This is a genomic window from Streptomyces sp. NPDC007896 (assembly GCF_042959425.1).
Taxonomy (GTDB): Bacteria; Actinomycetota; Actinomycetes; order Streptomycetales; family Streptomycetaceae; genus Streptomyces.
Map to the genome: position 1 here is coordinate 279,052 of NZ_JBIBKX010000012.1, position 20,067 is coordinate 299,118.

At 71.0% G+C, this 20,067-nt stretch carries 17 protein-coding genes; all 17 read left to right on the plus strand.

Annotated elements, in window-relative coordinates:
• Positions 1-15 precede the first annotated feature (15 nt).
• Positions 16-840, plus strand: a complete 825-nt coding sequence (locus tag ACFZDJ_RS34525; RefSeq protein ID WP_391064929.1) for an ATP-binding cassette domain-containing protein — start codon at positions 16-18, stop codon at positions 838-840.
• Positions 841-1,012: 172 nt separating this feature from the next.
• Entirely contained in the window at positions 1,013-2,158 is a 1,146-nt protein-coding gene (locus tag ACFZDJ_RS34530) for an ROK family glucokinase (protein WP_054237090.1), read from the plus strand.
• The gene (locus ACFZDJ_RS34535; protein WP_391064765.1) at positions 2,155-2,736 is read left to right on the plus strand and encodes a sugar kinase; all 582 of its coding nucleotides are present in this window, start codon (positions 2,155-2,157) and stop codon (positions 2,734-2,736) included. Before ACFZDJ_RS34530 ends, ACFZDJ_RS34535 begins: the two co-directional genes overlap by 4 nt.
• Positions 2,737-2,836: 100 nt before the next feature.
• Positions 2,837-5,695, plus strand: coding sequence for an SNF2-related protein (locus tag ACFZDJ_RS34540; protein WP_391064932.1), 2,859 nt, complete (start codon positions 2,837-2,839; stop codon positions 5,693-5,695).
• Between the two features lie 44 nt (positions 5,696-5,739).
• The gene (locus ACFZDJ_RS34545) at positions 5,740-7,806 is read left to right on the plus strand and encodes an SWIM zinc finger family protein (RefSeq protein ID WP_391064934.1); all 2,067 of its coding nucleotides are present in this window, start codon (positions 5,740-5,742) and stop codon (positions 7,804-7,806) included.
• A 1,043-nt stretch (positions 7,807-8,849) separates the two neighbouring features.
• Entirely contained in the window at positions 8,850-9,737 is an 888-nt protein-coding gene (locus ACFZDJ_RS34550; protein ID WP_390934379.1) for a helix-turn-helix domain-containing protein, read from the plus strand.
• A 216-nt stretch (positions 9,738-9,953) separates the two neighbouring features.
• Positions 9,954-10,835: an aldo/keto reductase gene (locus ACFZDJ_RS34555; protein WP_391064768.1), complete on the plus strand. Its 882-nt coding sequence runs from the start codon at positions 9,954-9,956 to the stop codon at positions 10,833-10,835.
• Positions 10,836-10,914: 79 nt separating this feature from the next.
• Positions 10,915-12,171, plus strand: a complete 1,257-nt coding sequence (locus ACFZDJ_RS34560) for an MFS transporter (RefSeq protein WP_391064771.1) — start codon at positions 10,915-10,917, stop codon at positions 12,169-12,171.
• Positions 12,172-12,262: 91 nt separating this feature from the next.
• Entirely contained in the window at positions 12,263-12,592 is a 330-nt protein-coding gene (locus ACFZDJ_RS34565; RefSeq protein WP_390934376.1) for a carboxymuconolactone decarboxylase family protein, read from the plus strand.
• 32 nt (positions 12,593-12,624) lie between these two features.
• Complete coding sequence (locus tag ACFZDJ_RS34570; protein ID WP_391064774.1) at positions 12,625-13,467, plus strand: SDR family NAD(P)-dependent oxidoreductase; 843 nt, start codon at positions 12,625-12,627, stop codon at positions 13,465-13,467.
• 86 nt (positions 13,468-13,553) lie between these two features.
• Entirely contained in the window at positions 13,554-14,534 is a 981-nt protein-coding gene (locus tag ACFZDJ_RS34575; RefSeq protein ID WP_391064777.1) for an aldo/keto reductase, read from the plus strand.
• Between the two features lie 94 nt (positions 14,535-14,628).
• Complete coding sequence (locus ACFZDJ_RS34580; protein ID WP_391064780.1) at positions 14,629-15,402, plus strand: SDR family oxidoreductase; 774 nt, start codon at positions 14,629-14,631, stop codon at positions 15,400-15,402.
• 13 nt (positions 15,403-15,415) lie between these two features.
• Complete coding sequence (locus ACFZDJ_RS34585) at positions 15,416-15,742, plus strand: antibiotic biosynthesis monooxygenase (RefSeq protein WP_390934372.1); 327 nt, start codon at positions 15,416-15,418, stop codon at positions 15,740-15,742.
• A gap of 36 nt (positions 15,743-15,778) precedes the next feature.
• A complete protein-coding gene (locus tag ACFZDJ_RS34590; RefSeq protein WP_391064783.1) occupies positions 15,779-16,567 on the plus strand; it encodes an SDR family NAD(P)-dependent oxidoreductase in 789 nt (262 codons plus the stop codon).
• A gap of 67 nt (positions 16,568-16,634) precedes the next feature.
• Positions 16,635-17,519, plus strand: coding sequence for an aldo/keto reductase (locus ACFZDJ_RS34595; RefSeq protein ID WP_390934370.1), 885 nt, complete (start codon positions 16,635-16,637; stop codon positions 17,517-17,519).
• 54 nt (positions 17,520-17,573) lie between these two features.
• Positions 17,574-18,575, plus strand: a complete 1,002-nt coding sequence (locus ACFZDJ_RS34600; RefSeq protein ID WP_391064786.1) for an SMP-30/gluconolactonase/LRE family protein — start codon at positions 17,574-17,576, stop codon at positions 18,573-18,575.
• A 200-nt stretch (positions 18,576-18,775) separates the two neighbouring features.
• The gene (locus tag ACFZDJ_RS34605) at positions 18,776-19,924 is read left to right on the plus strand and encodes an FAD-dependent monooxygenase (RefSeq protein ID WP_391064789.1); all 1,149 of its coding nucleotides are present in this window, start codon (positions 18,776-18,778) and stop codon (positions 19,922-19,924) included.
• Positions 19,925-20,067: the final 143 nt, after the last annotated feature.

Below are 20,067 nucleotides of genomic sequence, written 5' to 3' on the forward strand. Positions count from 1 at the left end.
ACGGACGGCGACGGCATGACGACGGACGCGGAAAAGACGACCGGCGCGGCCGCCACGGAACGCACGGCGCTCGTCGAACTCGACGACGTCAGCAAGTACTACGGCAACATCCGGGCCCTCGAAGGTGTCTCGCTGGTGGTGCACGCGGGGGAGATCTCGTGCGTGCTCGGCGACAACGGCGCGGGCAAGTCCACACTGATCAAGATCATCGCGGGTTTGCACCAGCACGACGCCGGCACCCTGAGCATCGAGGGCGAGGAGACCCGCCTCACCTCCCCGCGCGAGGCCTTGGACCGGGGCATCGCCACCGTCTACCAGGACCTCGCCGTGGTCCCGCTGATGCCGGTGTGGCGGAACTTCTTCCTCGGCTCCGAGCTGTCGAGGGGCACGGGCCCCTTCAAGCGCATGGACGTCGACCGCATGCGCCGGACCACCCACGCGGAGCTGCTGCGCATGGGTATCGACCTGCGTGACGTCGACCAGCCCATCGGCACCCTCTCCGGCGGTGAGCGCCAGTGCGTGGCGATCGCCCGCGCCGTCCACTTCGGCGCCAAGGTCCTCGTCCTCGACGAGCCCACCGCCGCGCTCGGCGTGAAGCAGTCCGGCGTGGTCCTCAAGTACGTGGCCGCCGCGCGGGACGCCGGTCTCGGCGTGGTCCTCATCACCCACAACCCGCACCACGCGTACCTGGTGGGCGACCGTTTCGTCCTCCTGAAGCGTGGCGCCATGTTCGGCAGCCACACCCGCGACGAGATCACCCTCGACGAGCTGACCCGCCAGATGGCGGGCGGCAGCGAGCTGGACGACCTGCGTCACGAGCTCGAGCGGAGCACCCCCTAAGAGGCGCGGGGCTGTGACATTCGCGGCTCTGCCGCGTGGCGCGACCAGCCACACACGGCCCGCGGTTCACATACGGCCCAAGGCTCTCCGGGGCGTTCCGACGGAGCGTTCCGGAGAGCTCAGGGGGACTCCGCCATGCGCCCCTATGGCACGGTGAGGCAGAATCGGCCCGATGAGCACCTACCGCGACCTCGCACACCGCGGCTCCGCGCGGGCCACTGTCCTGCGGACCGTAGGGACGCGTGAACGCCGTTCCCACCTGACGGCGCCCCGCGTCCCCACCGTCGGTATCGACATCGGCGGCACGAAGGTGATGGCGGGCGTCGTCGACGCCGACGGCAACATCCTGGAGAAGCTCCGCGCCGAGACGCCGGACAAGTCCAAGAGCCCCAAGGTCGTCGAGGACACCATCGTGGAGCTGGTCCTGGACCTCTCGGACCGGCACGACGTGCACGCCGTGGGCATCGGTGCGGCCGGCTGGGTCGACGCCGAGCGCAACCGCATCCTCTTCGCTCCCCACCTGTCCTGGCGCAACGAGCCCCTGCGCGACCGTCTCGCCGGACGGCTCGCCGTTCCCGTCCTGGTGGACAACGACGCCAACACCGCCGCCTGGGCGGAGTGGCGGTTCGGCGCGGGCCGTGGCGAGGACAACCTCGTCATGATCACGCTCGGCACCGGCATCGGCGGCGCGCTGCTGGAGGACGGCCAGGTCAAGCGCGGCAAGTTCGGCGTCGCGGGCGAGTTCGGCCATATGCAGGTGGTCCCCGGCGGCCACCGCTGCGCGTGCGGCAACCGCGGCTGCTGGGAGCAGTACAGCTCCGGCAACGCGCTGGTCCGTGAGGCCCGCGAACTCGCCGCCGCGGACTCCCCGGTCGCGTACGGGATCATCGAGCACGTCAAGGGCAACATCGGCGACATCACCGGCCCGATGATCACCGAGCTCGCCCGCGAGGGCGACGCCATGTGCATCGAGCTGCTCCAGGACATCGGCCAGTGGCTCGGCGTCGGCATCGCCAACCTGGCGGCGGCCCTGGACCCCTCCTGCTTCGTCATCGGCGGCGGCGTCAGCGCGGCCGACGACCTCCTCATCGGGCCCGCGCGCGACGCCTTCCGCCGCCACCTGACCGGCCGCGGCTACCGCCCCGAGGCCCGTATCGCCCGCGCCCAGCTCGGCCCCGAGGCGGGCATGGTCGGCGCCGCCGACCTCGCCCGCCTCGTCGCCCGCCGCTTCCGCCGCGCCAAGCGCCGCCGTGTGGAGCGCTACGAGCGGTACGAGCGCTACTCCGAGTCCCGCCGTACGACCCAGGGGACGCTGTGACGGCCTCGCTGCCGCGCCAGGCCTCACCTCCGGACGAGCCGCAGCGCCCGCCGGAGGACCCGCGCCGCAAGTTCCGCCGCCGTGCCCTGACGCTGCTGATCATCGTGCTGCTCATCGGCGTCCCGGCCGGCTACCTGGTCATCTCCGCCAACCAGAGCCGCGACAGCGGCAAGCAGAAGGAGGAGAAGTACTCGGCGACCGGCCTCACCGTGGGCTGGCCCTCGCGTGTCCAGCGCCGCCTCTACCAGGTGCCGATCCCGCTGAACGCCGTCGCCGTCGCCTCCTACGAGACGAACAACTGGAAGACCAGCCGCTTCTACGTTCAGTTCGCCACCAACGGCCCGGGCCTGGAGCAGTTCCTCGCGGAGATCGGCACCAACCGGGACGAACTGCGCAAGAACGACATCGCCATCAGTGCCCGCGACCAGAAGGTCGTCGGCTGGAAGTTCACGGGCCCCGGCTCGTGGTGGGGCCTCGTCCACGAACAGAAGGACCCGGCGCCCACCCAGGACATCGTCGTGAACTGGCCCCAGCCCGGGCGCGCCATGGTCTACGTCGTCTCCCGCACGATCCCCTGAGCCGCCCCGCGCCGGCGCCACCGTCGGGACCGATTGTCAGAGCCCGCCCGTAGAGTCGAAGACAACTGATTCGACCGAGGGGCGGGAGGTGACCGGACGTATGGGCGACGAGGCCGTGCGGACCGATACGGCTGTGCCGGTGCGGCTTGCCGCCGTCTTCCTGCCCGCACCCGTGCCCCGCCAGGGGCGCGTCGCCTTCTGGGACCCGGAGGGCGGGCCGCTGCCGTCCGACGGCGGCTCCGGGAGCGTGCCGCCCGCCGAGAGCACGACGTCCGCCGAGCCGACCGAGCTGACGGTGGTACGACCGCACGGCTCCGGAGGCCGCCGCGGCACCGTCCCCGCGCTGACCCTGCCGATCGCCGAGGCCCTCCCACTGCTTGCCGGGGCCCGCCACGACCGCGCCGCGCATCCGGCCACGATCTGCTGGGGCGCGGCCGCGCTGCACGCGCTGCGGCTCGTCGCGCGGGGCCGGCTGCTGCCCGGGCTCACCCCCGAGGGCCACGACGCCTGGCGCGCGGGCCCACTGGACCCGGACGACATCGCCCACCTGCGGGCCGTGGCCGCCGCCCTCCCGTACGAAGGGCATGCCGTCCCGCTCCCCGGCAAGGGCCCCCTCCGGCTGCCCGAACCGGAAGCGCTGATGCGCTCCTTCCTGGACGCGGTCGCCGACACTTTGCCGCGCACCCCCGCCGCTCCCCACACCTCAGGGAAACCCTTCGCGGCCGGCGAGCCGCAGCGGCTGCCCGGAGGCCACGACTGGGCCGCCGAGGTCGCCGCGGGCATGGACGCGGGCGTACGGATCTCGCTCCGCCTGGACCTGTCGGCGTACCAGCTCTTCGACGACGGCGAGGACGCGCACCGCGCGGGCGCCGCCGTCGTCCAGGTGCACAGCCTCGCCGACCCCACCCTCGTCGTCGACGCCGCGGCCCTGTGGGCGGGCGACGCCGACACGGCCTTCGGCCCCCGCGCGCGCGTCGACGCGGCGCTCGCCGTGCGCCGCGCGGCCCGCGTCTGGCCGCCCCTGGACCGCCTGTCCGAACAGGATGCGCCCGACGTCCTCGCGCTCTCCGAAGAGGAGCTCTCCGACCTGCTGGGCATCGTCGCGACCCGCCTCGGCGCGGCCGGAGTCGCCGTCCACTGGCCCCGCGACCTCGCCCACGACCTCAGCGCCGCCGCGGTGGTGCGCCCCGCGCCCGGCTCGGCCACGGACGGCACCGGATTCTTCGAGAGCGAGGAACTGCTCCAGTTCCGCTGGCAGTTGGCCCTCGGCGGTGACCCGCTCACCGAGGCCGAGATGGACGCCCTCGCCGAGGCCCACCGCCCGGTCGTCCGGCTGCGCGATCAGTGGGTCCTCGTCGACCCCGCGCTCGTCCGCAAGGCCCGCAAGCGGGAGCTGGGCCTGCTCGACCCGGTCGACGCCCTGTCCGTGGCGCTCACCGGCACCGCGGAGGTCGACGGCGAGACGGTCGAGGCGGTCCCGGTCGGCGCCCTCGCCACACTGCGCGAGCGCCTGACGGCCGGCATCACCCCCGTGGAACCGCCCCCGGGTCTCCAGGCCCGGCTGCGGGACTACCAGCTGCGGGGCCTCGCCTGGCTCGACCTCATGACCTCGCTCGGCCTCGGCGGCTGCCTCGCCGACGACATGGGCCTCGGCAAGACCATCACCGTCATCGCCCTGCACCTGCGCCGGGACCGCGGCGAACCCACCCTGGTCGTCTGCCCGGCATCGCTCATGGGTAACTGGCAGCGGGAGATCAACCGCTTCGCGCCCGGCGTCCCCGTCCGCCGCTTCCACGGCCCCGACCGCACCCTGGAGGACCTCGACGGCGGTTTCGTCCTGACCACCTACGGCACGATGCGCTCGGCCGCGCCCCGGCTCGCCCAGCAGACGTGGGGCATGGTCGTCGCGGACGAAGCCCAGCACGTCAAGAACCCCTACTCGGCGACGGCGAAGGCCCTGCGCACGATCCCGTCCCCCGCGCGCGTGGCCCTCACCGGCACCCCCGTGGAGAACAACCTCTCCGAGCTGTGGGCCCTGCTCGACTGGACGACCCCCGGCCTGCTCGGCCCCCTCAAGTCCTTCCGCGCCCGACACGCGCGCGCCGTGGAGAACGGCGAGGACGAGGAGGCGATCGCCCGCCTCGCCCGGCTGATCCGCCCCTTCCTGCTGCGCCGCAAGAAGTCCGACCCCGGGATCGTCCCCGAGCTCCCGCCCAAGACGGAGACGGACCACCCGGTCCCCCTGACCCGCGAACAGGCCTCCCTCTACGAGGCCGTGGTCCGCGAGTCGATGCTCGCCATCGAGACGACCGAGGGCATCGCCCGCCGCGGCCTGGTCCTGAAGCTCCTCACCTCCCTCAAGCAGATCTGCAACCACCCGGCGCTGTTCCTGAAGGAGGACGCCCGGGCGGCCGCCCACGGACCCTCCGCCCGCTCCGGCAAGCTCGCCCTGCTCGACGAGCTGCTGGACACACTGCTCGCCGAGGACGGCTCGGCGCTGGTCTTCACCCAGTACGTGGGGATGGCCCGACTGATCACCGCCCACCTGGCCGCGCGCGCCGTCCCGGTGGAGCTCCTGCACGGCGGCACCCCGATCGCCGAACGCGAGCACATGGTGGACCGCTTCCAGAGCGGCGCCACCCCGATCCTGGTGCTGTCCCTCAAGGCCGCGGGCACCGGCCTGAACCTCACCCGGGCGGGCCACGTCGTCCACTTCGACCGCTGGTGGAACCCGGCCGTCGAGGAACAGGCCACCGACCGCGCCTACCGCATCGGCCAGACCCAGCCCGTCCAGGTCCACCGCCTCATCACCGAGGGCACGGTCGAGGACCGCATCGCCGAGATGCTCGAAGCGAAGCGGGCGCTCGCCGACGCCATCCTGGGCTCCGGAGAGGCGTCCCTGACCGAACTGACCGACCGCGAGCTGTCGGACCTGGTGTCACTGCGGAGGCCGTCGTGAGCGGATCCGAGGAGGAGACCCGACCGGTGACCGGGGGCGTGGACGTGCCCGAGGCCGAGCCGTCACGTCCGGCGGCCGGGCCGCGCCCCGCCGACGTGGCGCGTCGCGCGCTGCGAGCCGCGCGGGAGCGCGACACCCGGGTTGCGGCGGCAGGGGAGGAGCCGGGTTCGCGGTCCGACGGGGTGACCTCCCCGGCGGCCCGACCGGGCGACGTGGCCAGGCAGGCCCTGCGCCGGGCCGCCACGAGGGGGAGCGATCCGCACCCGGGCCCGAGTTCGGGTGCGGACACCGTCCCGGATCCGGAGACCGACTCAGGCGCCGAACCCGGCCCCGTACGACCTCCCGCCCGAGCGGAGACGGCGGACGCCCCGTCCGCCGACGTGCCCGCAACCGGCACGCGTCCTGGTGACATCGCCCGCGAGGCACTGCGCGCCGCGCGCACGGAGGCCAGACAGGCGCGAACGGCGGCGGAAATCAAGGGAGTCGAGAGCGCGCACCGGTCCGCCGACCGCGCGTCGGCCGGTTCGCGAGCCCGGCGCGACCGACGGGACCACGACCGGGGAGGCCGGGTCCGGGACGTGCGAGAGGTGCTCGCGGAGGCCTTCGAGCTGCCCGGCTCCGAAACGCCGCGCGAGGCAACCGCCACCGGACGTCCGGCGCACGTCGACACCGAGCCCGATACCAAGACCGCGCGGGACGCCAAGACCCACACCGAGCCCGACTCCGACACCGAGCCCGACGCCGAGAAGGGGCACCGCAGGTCGACGCAGCCGACGCAGCCGACACAGCCCCGGCTCGGCGAGCCGAGCATGCTCCCGTCGGCCGCCGCCCTGCCACGCTCCATGGCATCCCCGCGCCGTGACGGCGAGCTGCGCCGCACGTTCGAAGCGCTCCCCGCCCGCACCTCGCACGCGGACGCGCACACCTTCGCGGAGACCTGGTGGGGCAACGCCTGGGTGAGCGCACTCGAAGAAGGGGCCCTGGACGCGGCGCGGCTGGCGCGCGGACGGGCGTACGCCGACCAGGGGCACGTCGACGCCATCACCGTCACACCGGGACTCGTGCTCGCCTATGTCCACGGGAGCCGCCCGCGGCCGTACCGCGTCCAGGTCCGACTGCGAACGCTGGACGACGGCGACTGGGACCGTTTCCTCGACGCGGCCGCCGAGCGCCCCGGGCACATCGCGGCGCTCCTCGACAAGGAGATGCCCAAGTCGCTCGCGGACTGCGGAGTCGACCTGCTCCCCGGCCCCGGCGACCTCGCACCCCAGTGCAGTTGCCCCGACTACGGCCACCCCTGCAAACACGCCGCCGCCCTCTGCTACCAGACGGCACGTCTGCTCGACGAGGACCCCTTCGTGCTGCTTCTGCTGCGCGGCAGGGGCGAGCGCGACCTGCTGGACGCGCTGTCCCGCCGCAACGCCACCCGCGCGGCCCGCGCCGCCCAGGAACACCAGCCGGCGCCGCTGCCCGGTGTACGGGCCCGTGACGCCCTCACACGCCGGGCGCTGCCGCCCCTCCCGGCGCCGCTGCCCGCCCCCGCGCACCCCGAGCAGCCGCCGACCTACCCGGGCGCGCCGGGCGGCCCCGACCCGTTCGCACTGGACCAGCTGGCCACGGACGCGGCCGCCCGCGCGCACGCGCTGCTCACCACGGGCCGTGACCCGGTCGCGGAGCTGACGCTCTGGCAGGACGCGGTACGGCTGGCCGCCGCCCGCCCAGGTTCCGGCCTCACCGCCGCGACCCGCGCCCTGTACTCCTCGCTGGCCTCCGCCGCCGGCCGCACCCCGGCCGACCTGGCACGCGCGGTCGCCGCCTGGCGGCAGGGCGGGCTCGCAGGGCTCACCGTCCTCGAAGAACCCTGGGACCCGCCCGCGGGCCGTTTCGACCGCGCCCGCCCCCTCCTCCTCGCCGCCGACCTCCCCGCCTTCCGCCCGTGGCGCAACCACCTCACCCACCCCCGCGGCCACGCCCAGCTCCGCCTGGGCCACGACGGCCTCTGGTACGCCTACGAATCGGAACCGGGCCACGAGGACTGGTGGCCCCGGGGCACCCCCGACCTGGACCCGGTCGGCGCCCTGACCGGCCTCGGCGCACCGGGCGAACTCTGACCCGCCCGCCCGAGCCGACCGAGTCACGCGGCACCCCGGTCAGCCACCACAGGCAGGCTGACCACGTTCGTGAACATGTGACGGACCTGTGTGGGTGGAGTGGATACCCGGGGCCCATGTCCGCGCCCACAGCCGCGGAAGTTGGCGCACAGGTTGTAGGGACACCGGGTTATGAGGGTGTGCAGACTCCGGCGCGGGCACCGTGCGACCGCGAGCGTGACATTCAGCAGGATCCTGCTCGGCTCGTTCTGGGTCCTGTTGCGGCCCGCCGGATGTCGGCGACCGGGGAGCGTTGGGGAAGCGAATCTCGTCGTAAGCAGAGCAGCGGACTCATAATCCGTCGGCCGTGGGTTCGAGTCCCACCCGCCCCACCACGGCAGGCTTTTGACCTGCGAAAACGTTCATTTTTAGGTGCCGGAGCGTCAACTTTGCCTGGACGGACTGAATCCGCTGCTCGTGGGTTTGGAGTCCGGCGGTGGTCGGGGGAGTTGTAGCGCCTCTGACCTGCGGCGGAGTAGGTGATCGAGGTCGTCGCTCGCTGTCAGGGCGACCGCTCTGACGCTCGATGCCAGGGTCCAGGGGCCGTACAGGGGCCGGGGCGACGCGGCCGTGTCCAGGCCGACGGTGTCTCAGGGCCGATCTGTTGTCCCATTTGCTGGTTGGGCGGGCATAGGTAGGGCGACGTCGGCCTGCGTGGCGATAGCCCACCTGGTTCCCAGTGGCAGCGGACGGCTGCTGAGGGAGGGTCTGGCGATGACTGAGAGGGCAGGGAAACAGCCCGAAGAGGAAACGGCCCCGATGGGTTACTCGACCCTCTCGTTTCAGGCCCTGCGGTTGCTTGGTCAGGCGGTGGGGGCCACCGACAGGCCGGCAGACGTCGCTTCCTGCCGAGGGCCTTGGGGCGGGCCGTGGTCGGTGCCCAAGGCGAACCCTATCTGACCTGCACTTTTATGCTGCGGGAGGAGGGTGTTGTTGGGGGTTACTGCTGTGAGGGGTAATGACAGGGTCTCTCAGTCCATGTGCGGCGAACCTACCCTGGCCTCATGGACAACCGCGCCGAAATCAGTGCGTTTCTGAAATCTCGCCGTGGCAAGATCACGCCCGAGCAGGCCGGTCTGCCCGTGTACGGCCAACGCCGGGTGACCGGGCTGCGCAGGAACGAGGTCGCGACGCTCGCAGGCGTCAGCGTCGAGTACTACACGCGGCTGGAGCGCGGCAATCTCAGCGGTGTCTCCGACGGCGTCCTGGACGCGCTCGCCCAGGCCCTGCGGCTCGATGACACGGAGCGCACGCACCTGTTCGACCTGGCCCGAGCGGCGAACACGACGCCCGCCCGGGTGCGGCGCCGGACTGCCCGGCCGGCGGTGAGGCCCAGTGTGCAGCGCATCGTGGACGGCATGCCGGGCATGCCGGCGTTCGTGAAGAACCACCGGTTCGACATTCTGGTCGCCAACCCGCTCGGTCGCGCGCTGTTCTCGGAGATGTACGCCGATCCGGTCTGCGGGGCGAACACCGTGCGGTTCGTGTTCCTCAGCCCCGCGGCCAGGCGGTTCTACGTCGACTGGGAACGCATCGCCAGGGGTGCTGTGGGCGCGCTGCGGATCGAGGCGGGCAAGAACCCGTACGACCGGGAGCTGTCGAACCTGATCGGTGAGTTGTCGACCCGCAGCGACGCCTTCCGTGTGATGTGGGGCGCCCACGACGTGCACGTCTTCCATGAGGGGACGAAACGCCTTCGGCATCCGGTCGTCGGCGAGCTGGAGCTCGACTTCGAATCGATGAACCTGCCGGACGGCTCGGGGCTGGTCGTGGCGTTGTACAACGCGGCCCCCGGCTCCGCGGCCGAGGACGCTCTGAAACTGCTGGCGAGCTGGTCCGCCACGGCCGAGGCCGCGGATGCGCAGGCCGCCGAGGCGGACTCCGGGAGCTGAACCGACCTCCACGGCCCCGCCATCTCCGGCTGCCGCCGGCAGCATGGGCGGGGCCTTGGCCTGCGCATATACCGCTGGGGGTCCCTGCCATTACCCCTCACAGCGGAGACTCCCTCATCGTGTCGGTTCCCGGTTGCATGGTCAGTGCCCCGTTTCAGGGGCCGGACCGATATCGGACCCCGTATCGGTCCGTCCCCGCTCATGCAAGGAACCACCATGACTGGCAAGAGCACGATGATCACGCTGAACAACGGCGTGCAGATGCCCGCGCTCGGCCTCGGCGTCTTTCAGAGCCCGCCGGAGGAGACCGCCACCGCGGTCACGACCGCGCTCCAGGACGGCTACCGGCTGATCGACACCGCCGCCGTCTACGGGAACGAGAAGGAGGTCGGCGAGGGCATCGTCGCCTCCGGCGTCGACCGCGGCGAGGTCTTCGTGACCACCAAACTGTGGCTCTCCGACTTCGGCCCCGACGCGACCCTGCGTGCGTTCGACACCAGCCTCGGCAAGCTGGGCCTGGAATACCTGGACCTGTATCTGCTGCACTTCCCGTACACGTCCCAGTTCGACTCCACGGTCGCCGCGTACAAGGCGGCGGAGAAGCTGCTGGCCGACGGGCGGGTGCGGGCGATCGGCGTCTCCAACTTCGGCCCCGAGCGTCTCGACGACCTCATCGAGCGCACCGACGTCGTGCCGGCGGTCAACCAGGTCGAGCTGCACCCGTACTTCATCCAGCGCGAACTGCGCGAGACGCATGCCGGCCTCGGCATCGTCACCCAGGCGTGGTCGCCCCTCGGCGCGGTGAACCTGTACTGGCCCGACGCGCCGCACGCGGGCAAGAGCCCGTTGCAGGACCCGGTCATCACTCAGATCGCCGCCAAGTACGGCAAGACCCCCGCGCAGATCGTGCTGCGCTGGCACATCGAGCACGGCCTGTCCGCGATCCCGAAGTCCGTCACGCCGCACCGCATCGCGGAGAACGTCGGCGTCTTCGACTTCGCGCTCACCGCCGACGAGACGGCCGCCGTCGACACCCTCGACACCGGCCTGCGCGGCGGCCCCGACCCGGACAGCATCAAGGCCGACTCCTTCGGTTGAACCGGCGCCGGCACCCGGCCGCTCCCGTGACCCGGCCCCCTGTTTCACCCCCCACATTCAGCAAAGGCTCTATCTCCGCATGTCCTCTCACCGAGAAAAGCCCGCCAAGCTGCCGTTCGTCGTTCCGCTGCTGGCCCTCGGCACCTTCCTGATGATCACCAGCGAGTACATCATCGCGGCCCTCCTGCCCGAGGTGTCCTCCGACCTCGGCGTCAGCGTCTCCACGGCCGGCCTGCTGATCACTGCGTTCGCGGTCGGCATGATCGTGGGCGCGCCCACGATCTCGATCGCCACGCTGCGTCTGCCCAGGCGCTCCACCCTGGTCCTGGCGCTTGCCGTCTTCGCCGTCGGCCACGTGATCGCGGCACTCAGCTCCTCCTTCACCGTCGTGCTCGCGGCCCGTGTGATCACCGCGCTGGCCACTGGCACCTTCATCTCCGTCGCTTCGGTCGTGGCCACCTCCGCCGCGGGTGCGGCCGCCGCCTCCCGCGCCATGGGCGTGATGATGAGCGGCATGAGCCTGGCCATCGTGGCCGGTGTGCCGCTGGGCTCCTGGGTCGGTCAGGCGATCGGCTGGCGTGGCACGTTCTGGGCACTGGCCGCCCTCGCGGTCGTGGCTGCCCTGGTCATCGGCCGGTTCATCCCTGCCGAGGAACGCGCCGAGGTGACACCCTCCGTCCGCTCCCAGCTCGCCGTGCTGCGCCATGGCCGTATGTGGCTGGTCCTGGCCGCCACCGCGCTCGTCACGGGTGGCTTCATGGCCGCGTACAGCTACATCTCTCCGCTGCTCACCGAGCGGACCGGGATCTCCGAAGGAGCCGTACCGCTGGTCCTGGTCGGCTTCGGCGTCGGCGCCCTGCTGGGCACGAACATCACCGGGCGCCTCGGCGACCGCAAGCCGCTGGCCACGTTCATCACCACCTCCGTCGCCTCGGTGCTGGTGCTGCTCCTGCTGATCCCGCTGTCCACGAGCCCCGTGGCGACCGTCGTCCTGGTGGTGCTCCTCGGCGTGACAGGCCTGGGCATCACGTCGATCGCCACCCCGCTGTCCGTGCGCTTCGGACACTCCTCGCCCGCCCTCGCCGCTGCCTTGACGGTGTCGGCCTTCAACGTGGGAATCGCCCTCGTCTCCTGGCTGGCCGGCACGACCTTGGACACCTCGCTGGGGGTGACCGGACCGGAGGTGGTCGGCGCGGTCATGGCCGGCCTGGGCCTGATTCCCCTGCTCGTCCTCGCCGCGATACGCGCCACCCGGACCGCCATGCCGCGGGTGTCCCTGCCTGCGGCGGACGAGGAGACCTCGCACGAGACTCAGGCCCACCGCGTCGCGGCCTGAGTACGGGACACCACCGGGTGTTCCATCGCAGCCCCCATCTCGGCTGATTACGTTTCGTAACAGATCAAACACTTGCAAAGGATGAAACGCCATGGCTGAAGGACAGAGCGCCGCGCAGAAGCTGCTCGGCGACTTCGCCCCCGAACTGGTCCGGCTCACCGACGACGTCCTCTTCGGCGAGGTGTGGGCGGGTGAGGGCCTGTCCCAGCGGGACCGCAGCCTGATCACCGTCGCCACGCTGGTCGCCCTCTACCGCGGTGACCAGCTCGCCTTCCACCTGCCCCGGGCCCTGGAGAACGGGGTGACGAAGGAGGAGCTGGTCGAGGCCATCACCCACATCGCGTTCTACGCCGGCTGGCCCAACGCGATGTCCGCGATCACCCAGCTGAAGAACATCGTCGAGGGCGCCGACGCGAGCTGATTCCCGCGCCGACCCGTCTGGAGCAACACCCCATGAGCAAGGTCTTCTTCGTCACCGGTGCCGGCCGCGGCCTGGGCGTGGACATCGCCCAGCGCGCCCTGGACGCCGGCCACCGGGTGGTCGCCACCGGCCGCCGCCCCGAAGACGTCGTCAAGGCCCTCGGCGGCGAGCCGGACAACCTGCTGGCCACCGCCCTGGACCTCACCGACCCCGACACCGCCGAGGCCGCCGTCCGCGCGGCCGTGAAGCGGTTCGGCCGGATCGACGTCCTGGTCAACAACGCCGCCAACTTCTTCGCCGGCTACTTCGAGGTCGTCTCTCCGCAGCAGATGCGGCAGCAGATCGAGACCAACGTCTTCGGCCCGATGAACGTCACCCGCGCCGTGCTGCCCGTCCTGCGTGAGCAGCGCGCCGGACACATCATGACGATTTCCTCGCTGGCCGGGCTGGTCGGCCAGGAGTTCTGCGCCGCCTACACCACCTCCAAGTTCGCCGTGGAGGGGTGGATGGAGGCGCTGCGCCTGGATGTGGCCCCCTTCGGGATCCGCACCACGACCGTGGAGCCCGGCTTCTTCCGCACCGAGCTGCTGGCGGACGCCTCCACCACCTGGCCGGAGCGGATCGTCGACGACTACGTCGAGAGCACCGCGGCGCAGATCGAGGGCTGGAAGTCCATGAACGGCCGCCAGGCCGGCGACCCGGCCAAGCTGGCCGCCGCCCTGCTGAAGGTCGCCGAGCAGGACGAGCCGCCGGTGCGGTTCGTGGCCGGCGCCGACGCCATCACCGCCGTAGAGGCAAAGGCCAAGGAGCTGCTGGCGCAGGTCGAGGCATCACGCGAGCTGGGCTGGGACCTGGCCCACGACGACGCGGCCTGACCGGGCGCCCGGCACACCTCACCCACCATCAGGACCCACACCGGCCAGGGCGTCATCGCCCGCGGCCACTCGAAAGGAGAACCACCATGAAGAAGCGTGAACTGGGAAACAGCGGCCTCGAAGTGTCCTCGATCGGGCTCGGCTGCATGGGAATGACCTTCGGCTACGGCCCGGCGGCAGACACGGGTGAGGCCATCAAGCTGATCCGGGCCGCCGCCGAGCGCGGTGTGACGCTCTTCGACACCGCCGAGGGGTACGGGGAAGCGAACGAAAGGCTGGTGGGCGAGGCCCTCGCGCCGGTGCGCGACCAGGTCGTCATCGCCACCAAGTTCGGGTTCAAGGACGGCAACCCCACGGCGGGACTGGACAGCCGCCCGGAACGGATCCGGATCGTCGCCGAGCAGTCCCTCAAGCGCCTGCAGACCGACCGCATCGACCTCTTCTACCAGCACCGGGTGGACCCCGACGTGCCGATCGAGGAGGTCGCGGGAGCCGTCAAGGAGCTCATCCAGGAGGGCAAGGTCAAGCACTTCGGCCTGTCCGAGGCCGGTGTGGACGTCATCCGCAGGGCCCACGCGGTACAGCCGGTCACGGCCCTGCAGAGCGAGTACTCGCTGTGGTGGCGCGAGCCCGAGGAGGTCATCCTGCCGACGCTGGAGGAACTGGGCATCGGCTTCGTGGCGTTCAGCCCGCTCGGCAAGGGGTTCCTGACCGGCGCGATCAGCCAGGACACGAAGTTCGAGGCCAACGACGTCCGCAACGTGCTGCCGCGCTTCGAGGAAGAGGCGCGCCAGGCCAACCTCGCGCTGATCGCGCTGCTGGGTGAGATCGCGGACGCCAAGCAGGCGACCCGGGCCCAGACCGCCATCGCGTGGCTGCTGGCACAGAAGCCGTGGATCGCACCGATCCCGGGCACGACGAAGCTGCACCGCCTCGAAGAGAACAGCGGCGCCGACAGCGTGGAACTGACCTCCGAGGACCTCAAGCGCATCGAAGAGGCCGTCGCCCAGGTGCAGATCAAGGGCGAGCGGTACACCGCAGCGCAGCAGAAGACCATCAACCGGTAAGCCACCGGCTCCCATTGGCCCTTTCCTGACGAAGCGCCGGAGCGTCGTTCGAGGCGCTTCGTCGGGAAGGCCCCACCCATCAGGAGAAGTTCACATGGAAACGCAGGCACTCAAGGGGCGGATCGCCCTGGTCACCGGCGGCACGACCGGACTCGGCTTCGGCGCCGCCAGGCGACTGATCGAAGAAGGCGCCACCGTCTACATCACGGGCCGGCGCAGGGACGTGCTCGACGCCGCCACCGAGAAGCTCGGCGCGTCCGCCACCGGGATCCAGGCCGACGTCACCAGCAAGGCCGACATGCTTCGTGTCGCCGAAACGATCAAGGCGGCGCACGGCCACCTCGACATACTCTTCGCCAACGCGGGTGGCGGACACGCCACGCCCCTCGCCGAGCTGACCGAGGAGCAGATCGACAGCGAGCTCGGCATCAACATCAAGGGCGTCATCCTCACGGTGCAGAGCGTGCTGGGCGTCCTGCGCGACGGCGCGTCCATCGTCCTCAACGCGTCGATCACCGCCGACATGGGGCTGCCCGGGTTCGCCGTCTACGCGTCGTCGAAGGCGGCCGTACGCTCCCTCGCCCGCAGCTGGACGACGGACCTCAAGGACCGGGGGATCCGGGTCAACTCGATCAGCCCCGGAGTGGTGCCCACCGAGGGCTACAGCCACGAACAGAAGCTGAGCGATGAGGACATCGCCGCCTACGTCGAGCGCGTCGCCAAGGAGATCCCGGCAGGACGCGTGGGCACGGCCGAGGACATCGGCGACGCCCTCGTCTTCCTCGCCTCGGACGGCAGCCGCTACATCACGGGCGTCGACCTCGTCGTGGACGGCGGCATGACCCGCGTCTACGCCGGCCAGAACTGACGAAGGAATTCACATGACCGACATGACCACTGCCAAGTCGGCAGAGCGCCACATCATCTGCGAGGTACGCGGCAAGGCAGCCCACCGCGCCAGGGTCGAGGAACTCCTGCTGGAACTCGTGGGCCCCGCGCGAGCCGAGACCGGATGCCTCTACTACGACCTCTACCAGCAGTCGGACGAGCCCGACACCTTCTACATCGTCGACGGCTGGGCTTCGGCCGAGGCGGTCGCGGAACACGCCGAGCACCCGAACGTGACGAAGGTCGTCGAGCAACTGCTCCCGCTGCTCGACGTACCCCTCAAGGTCGCCACCAGCAATCGGGTCAGCGACCCGGACTAGCGACTGGTCGGGGTCCGAACCCGTCAGGAAAAACTCATGGCTCGCATCTTCATCACCGGTTCCACCGACGGCCTCGGCCTGATGGCCGCCCAACTGCTGTCCCGGCAGGGCCACACAGTGGCGCTCCACGCACGCGACAACGCCCGGGCCCACGACGCACACGCCGCACTCCCGGACACCGCAGGCGTCGCCGTCGGTGACCTGTCCAGCATCGCCCAGACCCGCGAAGTCGCCGCCCAGGTCAACGACCTGGGCACCTTCGACGCGGTCATCCACAACGCCGGCGTCGGCTACTACGGGCGAGAACGGGTAGAGACCGAGGACGGCCTCTCGGACGTCTTCGCGGTCAACGTGCTGGCGCCCTACCTCCTCACGGCGCTCATCACCCCGCCCCGGCGGCTCGTCTACCTCAGCTCCGGCATGCACCACAGCGGCGACACCACCCTGCGGGACCCGCAATGGGCGACGCGGCCATGGCAGGGCTCCCAGGCGTACTCGGAATCGAAGTTCCACCTCACCGCGCTCACGTTCGCCGTCGCGAGGAAGTGGCCCGCGGTGCTTTCCAACGCCGTCGACCCGGGCTGGGTCCCCACGAAGATGGGCGGGAGCGGAGCCACTGACGACCTGCGGCTGGCTCCGGTGACCCAGGCATGGCTGGCTGTCAGCGATGACGCCGAGGCGCTGGTCACCGGCCGCTACTTCCACCACCGGCAGCCCCGCCCTCCGCACCTGGCGACGCAGTCACCCGAGGTGCAGGACCGGCTGCTGGAGTACTGCGCCGACCTCACCAAGGTCGAACTGCCGGCCGCGGCCTCAGCCGACTGAGCCCGCGCGCCCCCTCACCTCCGCACGTGCGGACTGCTGCGTGCGCCCAACCCGATAGGAGCGAATCATGACCGGAACGAACCCGCTCATCGCCCTGAACAACGGAGTGCAGATCCCCGCCCTGGGGATCGGCGTCTACCAGAGCACCCCCGAGGAGACCACCGACGCGGTCCTGACCGCGCTGCACGACGGTTACCGGCTGATCGACACCGCAGCCGCGTACTTCAACGAGAGGGAGGTCGGCGAGGCGATCGCCCGCTCCGATGTGGACCGCTCCGAGATCTTCGTGACGACCAAGCTGTGGCTCAGCGACTACGGCTACGACTCCGCGCTGCGGGCCTTCGACGTGAGCCTGCGCAAGCTGGGCCTCGAACAGCTCGACCTGTGGCTGCTGCACCAGCCAATGCCGTCCGACTTCGAGAAGACGATCGCGGCGTACAAGGCGGCGGAGAAGCTCCTCGCCGACGGCCGCGTCCGAGCGATCGGCGTGTCGAACCAGACACCCAAGCAGCTCGACGAGCTCATCTCCCGCACCGGCATCGTCCCGGCCGTCAACCAGATCCAGGTGCACCCCTACTACACGCAGCCCGAGTGGCGGGCGGCGAACGACAGCCACGGCATCCTGACCCAGTCGTGGTCGCCCATCGGCGGCGCCTACGTCTACCGGGGCGCCGACACCAACCCGCTCGAAGACCCCGTCATCACCGCCCTGGCCGACAAGTACGCGAAGACACCCGCGCAGGTCGTGCTCCGCTGGCACCTCGACCACGGCTTCTGTGCGATCCCCAAGTCCGTCAAGGCGCACCGCATCGCCGAGAACCTCGACGTCTTCGACTTCGCCCTGACACCCGACGAGGTGACCGCGATCGACGCCCTCGACACCGGCGTACGCGGCGGCCCCGACCCCGACTCGCTCGACCTGCAGAACGCCGGCTTCCCGATCCCCGACTAGGGACCGTGAAGCACCTCTCCAACAAGCCCAAGAACGAAAGCACGAAAGAACGCAATGATCACGAAAGCCCTGCCCATGAAGAAGCGGTCCGGATTCGCGGTGATCTCAGCGGTAGCGGCCGTCATCGTCTCGGCCCCGTACGCGTCCGCCGCGACCGAGTGTGCGGATGCGCAGCCCGCCGTCAGCCACGTCAGGACCGTGGCCGCATTCGACTTCGCCACCGGCGACGTCCCTGAGAACGTCACCGTCGCCCCGGACAATTCACTGACCGTCTCGATGGTCGGCGCGCCCGCGGGCGAACGTCCGGCGCTGGTGCGGATCTCGCCGTCCGGGCACCGCACGGTGCTGGTCACCGGGCAGAAGGGCGACGGAATCACCAGCAACACCCGCGGCCACGACGGCACCATCTACTACAACGTGTGGTCCTCCGACGCCTCCCGGAACGGAGTGTGGAAGCTGCCGCCCGGCGGCACCCCCCACCGCATCTCGGCGCTGCCCGTCGGAGGAGTCCCCAACGGTCTGGCCATCGATCCGGCCGGGCGCACCTTGTACGTCGCCGACAGCCAGAAGGGCACCGTCTGGGCCGTACCGGTCGCCGGCGGCCCCGCGACCGCCTGGCTGGTCGACCCCGCCCTCGCGATCAAGGCGTCCGCACCCGTGCCGTACGGCGCGAACGGACTCCGCTTCCACAACGGCGCCGTCTGGGTCTCCAACCTCAGCAAGGGCACCCTGCTGCGGATCCCCGTCACCGCCACCGGAGCTCCGGGCCGGATCCACACCGTCACCAGCAGCCTCACCGGCGTCGACGACTTCAACTTCCTCAGCGACCACTCCAACGTCGTGTTCGCCGCGCTGAACACGCAGAACCAGATCGCGATCGTTTACCCGGACGGCACCACCGGGACCGTGCTGACCGCCTCGGACGGCCTCGCCTCGCCCACCGCCACCGCAGTGCGCGGGCAGCGGCTGTACATCACCGACGGCGGACTGAACGAGCCCCACGACGCGAAGCTGCAGACCGGGAAGATCGACCTCGGCGCGCTGCTCTCGCACTGAGCATCCGGCAGTTCCCCGTGATTCAGAGCCCTTGGCTTTCAGGGATGCCGACTCGGGGTCCCTGCCGGTACCCCTCACCACCGAGACTCCCACATCCTGTCCGGCCTCGGTTCCATGGTCGGTACCCCACTTCCGTGGGCCCGGCCGCCAAGGGGATGAGCCATGACCGGCAGGAGTCCGGTGATCAAGGAGAGAACAGCATGACCACAGCAGCGCGTGACACGACCCGCTCCGGGAACCAGGACGAACGCCATGGCACCGCCGTCGTCGTCGGTGCCTCCCTCGCGGGTCTGATGACCGGACTGGCCCTGTCGCACGCCGGAGTGGACGTGACGATGCTGGAGCGATCGGGGGCGGTCCCCCGGGCCCGGAGAGGGGCCGCCCTTGGCGGGGTGAGTGAGGGCCTGCTCAGCAGAATCACGGGATCCCGTCACTCGAAGAACGGCTCGGCGCCGCTGAGTTCGGTGGCCTCCGGCGTGCAGAGCTGGACGGCTGTCCACGCCCGGCTCCGAGCGGCCGTCGACGCCGACCCCCATATCGAGCTTCGCCCCCACACGACCGTACGAGGCGTCGGCCAGGACGCGGATTCGGCGCGGGCGATCACCGCGGACCAGCAGACTTTCCGGGGCGATGTCGTGATCGGAGCGGACGGCCACGGAAGCGTGGTGCGCGCCGCCGTCGCACCCGACAAGCCCGACGCGACGTTCGCCGGCTACCTGATCTGGCTCGGTCTCACCGATGAGTCCTCGCTCGTGCCCTCGTGCCACCTGCCGCGGGACGTGGACATCCTCAGCGGTGGAGAGGACTATCTCCTCGGCTATCCGCTGCCCGGCCCCGACGGTTCCGTCACACCGGGCTCCCGCCAGGCCGGCTGGGCCTGGTACGACGCGAGCCACAACGATCTCCTGCGCGAAACGCGGGCTGTCGTCGGCAACGTCGTGCGCCGGTCGCTCACCTCCGCCGACATACCGGAGGCGACCTTCCGCGAGCTCGTGGACAAGGCCGAGGACCTGTGGCCGTCGCCCTGGCGCGAGGCCATCCTCGACTGCATCGAGCGGCGTGCCGTGATCGGCACCCCCATCGCCGAGTACGTCCCCGACCAGCTCGTCAACGGCCGCCTCGCCCTCGTCGGCGACGCCGCCCACGTGCCCACCCCGATGACGGGCTCGGGATTCAGCGCCTCACTCCACGACGCCGAGGCGGTCGCCGCAGCCGTCTCGGCCGGTGTACGCGGACAGGCCATGGCACAGGCTCTGCGCGAGTATGAGCGGAAGCGGCTCAGCAGCGTGCGGAGCATGGTCCAGTCGGGCCAGCAGTTCAGCCGCTCCTTCACCGGCCTGGCCGCCTGAGCCACTGCCACACCCCCAAAGCCTGTACGCCGCGTGCCTCCCGGGGCGAACGCGGTGACAAGCCGGCACGTGCCTCCACTGCGTAGCGTGGGCTGTACCCGCGGCCTCCGGTACGGCCCACGCATCCAGCCGCGCTACGCAAC

Excerpts from the sequence above, each read along its gene's own strand:
- ACFZDJ_RS34525 (WP_391064929.1), top strand. The coding sequence starts at position 16 with ATGACGACGGACGCGGAAAAGACGACCGGCGCGGCCGCCACGGAACGC.
- ACFZDJ_RS34530 (WP_054237090.1), top strand. The coding sequence starts at position 1,013 with ATGAGCACCTACCGCGACCTCGCACACCGCGGCTCCGCGCGGGCCACT.
- ACFZDJ_RS34540 (WP_391064932.1), top strand. The coding sequence starts at position 2,837 with ATGGGCGACGAGGCCGTGCGGACCGATACGGCTGTGCCGGTGCGGCTT.
- ACFZDJ_RS34550 (WP_390934379.1), top strand. The coding sequence starts at position 8,850 with ATGGACAACCGCGCCGAAATCAGTGCGTTTCTGAAATCTCGCCGTGGC.
- ACFZDJ_RS34555 (WP_391064768.1), top strand. The coding sequence starts at position 9,954 with ATGACTGGCAAGAGCACGATGATCACGCTGAACAACGGCGTGCAGATG.
- ACFZDJ_RS34560 (WP_391064771.1), top strand. The coding sequence starts at position 10,915 with ATGTCCTCTCACCGAGAAAAGCCCGCCAAGCTGCCGTTCGTCGTTCCG.
- ACFZDJ_RS34565 (WP_390934376.1), top strand. The coding sequence starts at position 12,263 with ATGGCTGAAGGACAGAGCGCCGCGCAGAAGCTGCTCGGCGACTTCGCC.
- ACFZDJ_RS34570 (WP_391064774.1), top strand. The coding sequence starts at position 12,625 with ATGAGCAAGGTCTTCTTCGTCACCGGTGCCGGCCGCGGCCTGGGCGTG.
- ACFZDJ_RS34575 (WP_391064777.1), top strand. The coding sequence starts at position 13,554 with ATGAAGAAGCGTGAACTGGGAAACAGCGGCCTCGAAGTGTCCTCGATC.
- ACFZDJ_RS34580 (WP_391064780.1), top strand. The coding sequence starts at position 14,629 with ATGGAAACGCAGGCACTCAAGGGGCGGATCGCCCTGGTCACCGGCGGC.
- ACFZDJ_RS34585 (WP_390934372.1), top strand. The coding sequence starts at position 15,416 with ATGACCGACATGACCACTGCCAAGTCGGCAGAGCGCCACATCATCTGC.
- ACFZDJ_RS34590 (WP_391064783.1), top strand. The coding sequence starts at position 15,779 with ATGGCTCGCATCTTCATCACCGGTTCCACCGACGGCCTCGGCCTGATG.
- ACFZDJ_RS34595 (WP_390934370.1), top strand. The coding sequence starts at position 16,635 with ATGACCGGAACGAACCCGCTCATCGCCCTGAACAACGGAGTGCAGATC.
- ACFZDJ_RS34600 (WP_391064786.1), top strand. The coding sequence starts at position 17,574 with ATGATCACGAAAGCCCTGCCCATGAAGAAGCGGTCCGGATTCGCGGTG.
- ACFZDJ_RS34605 (WP_391064789.1), top strand. The coding sequence starts at position 18,776 with ATGACCACAGCAGCGCGTGACACGACCCGCTCCGGGAACCAGGACGAA.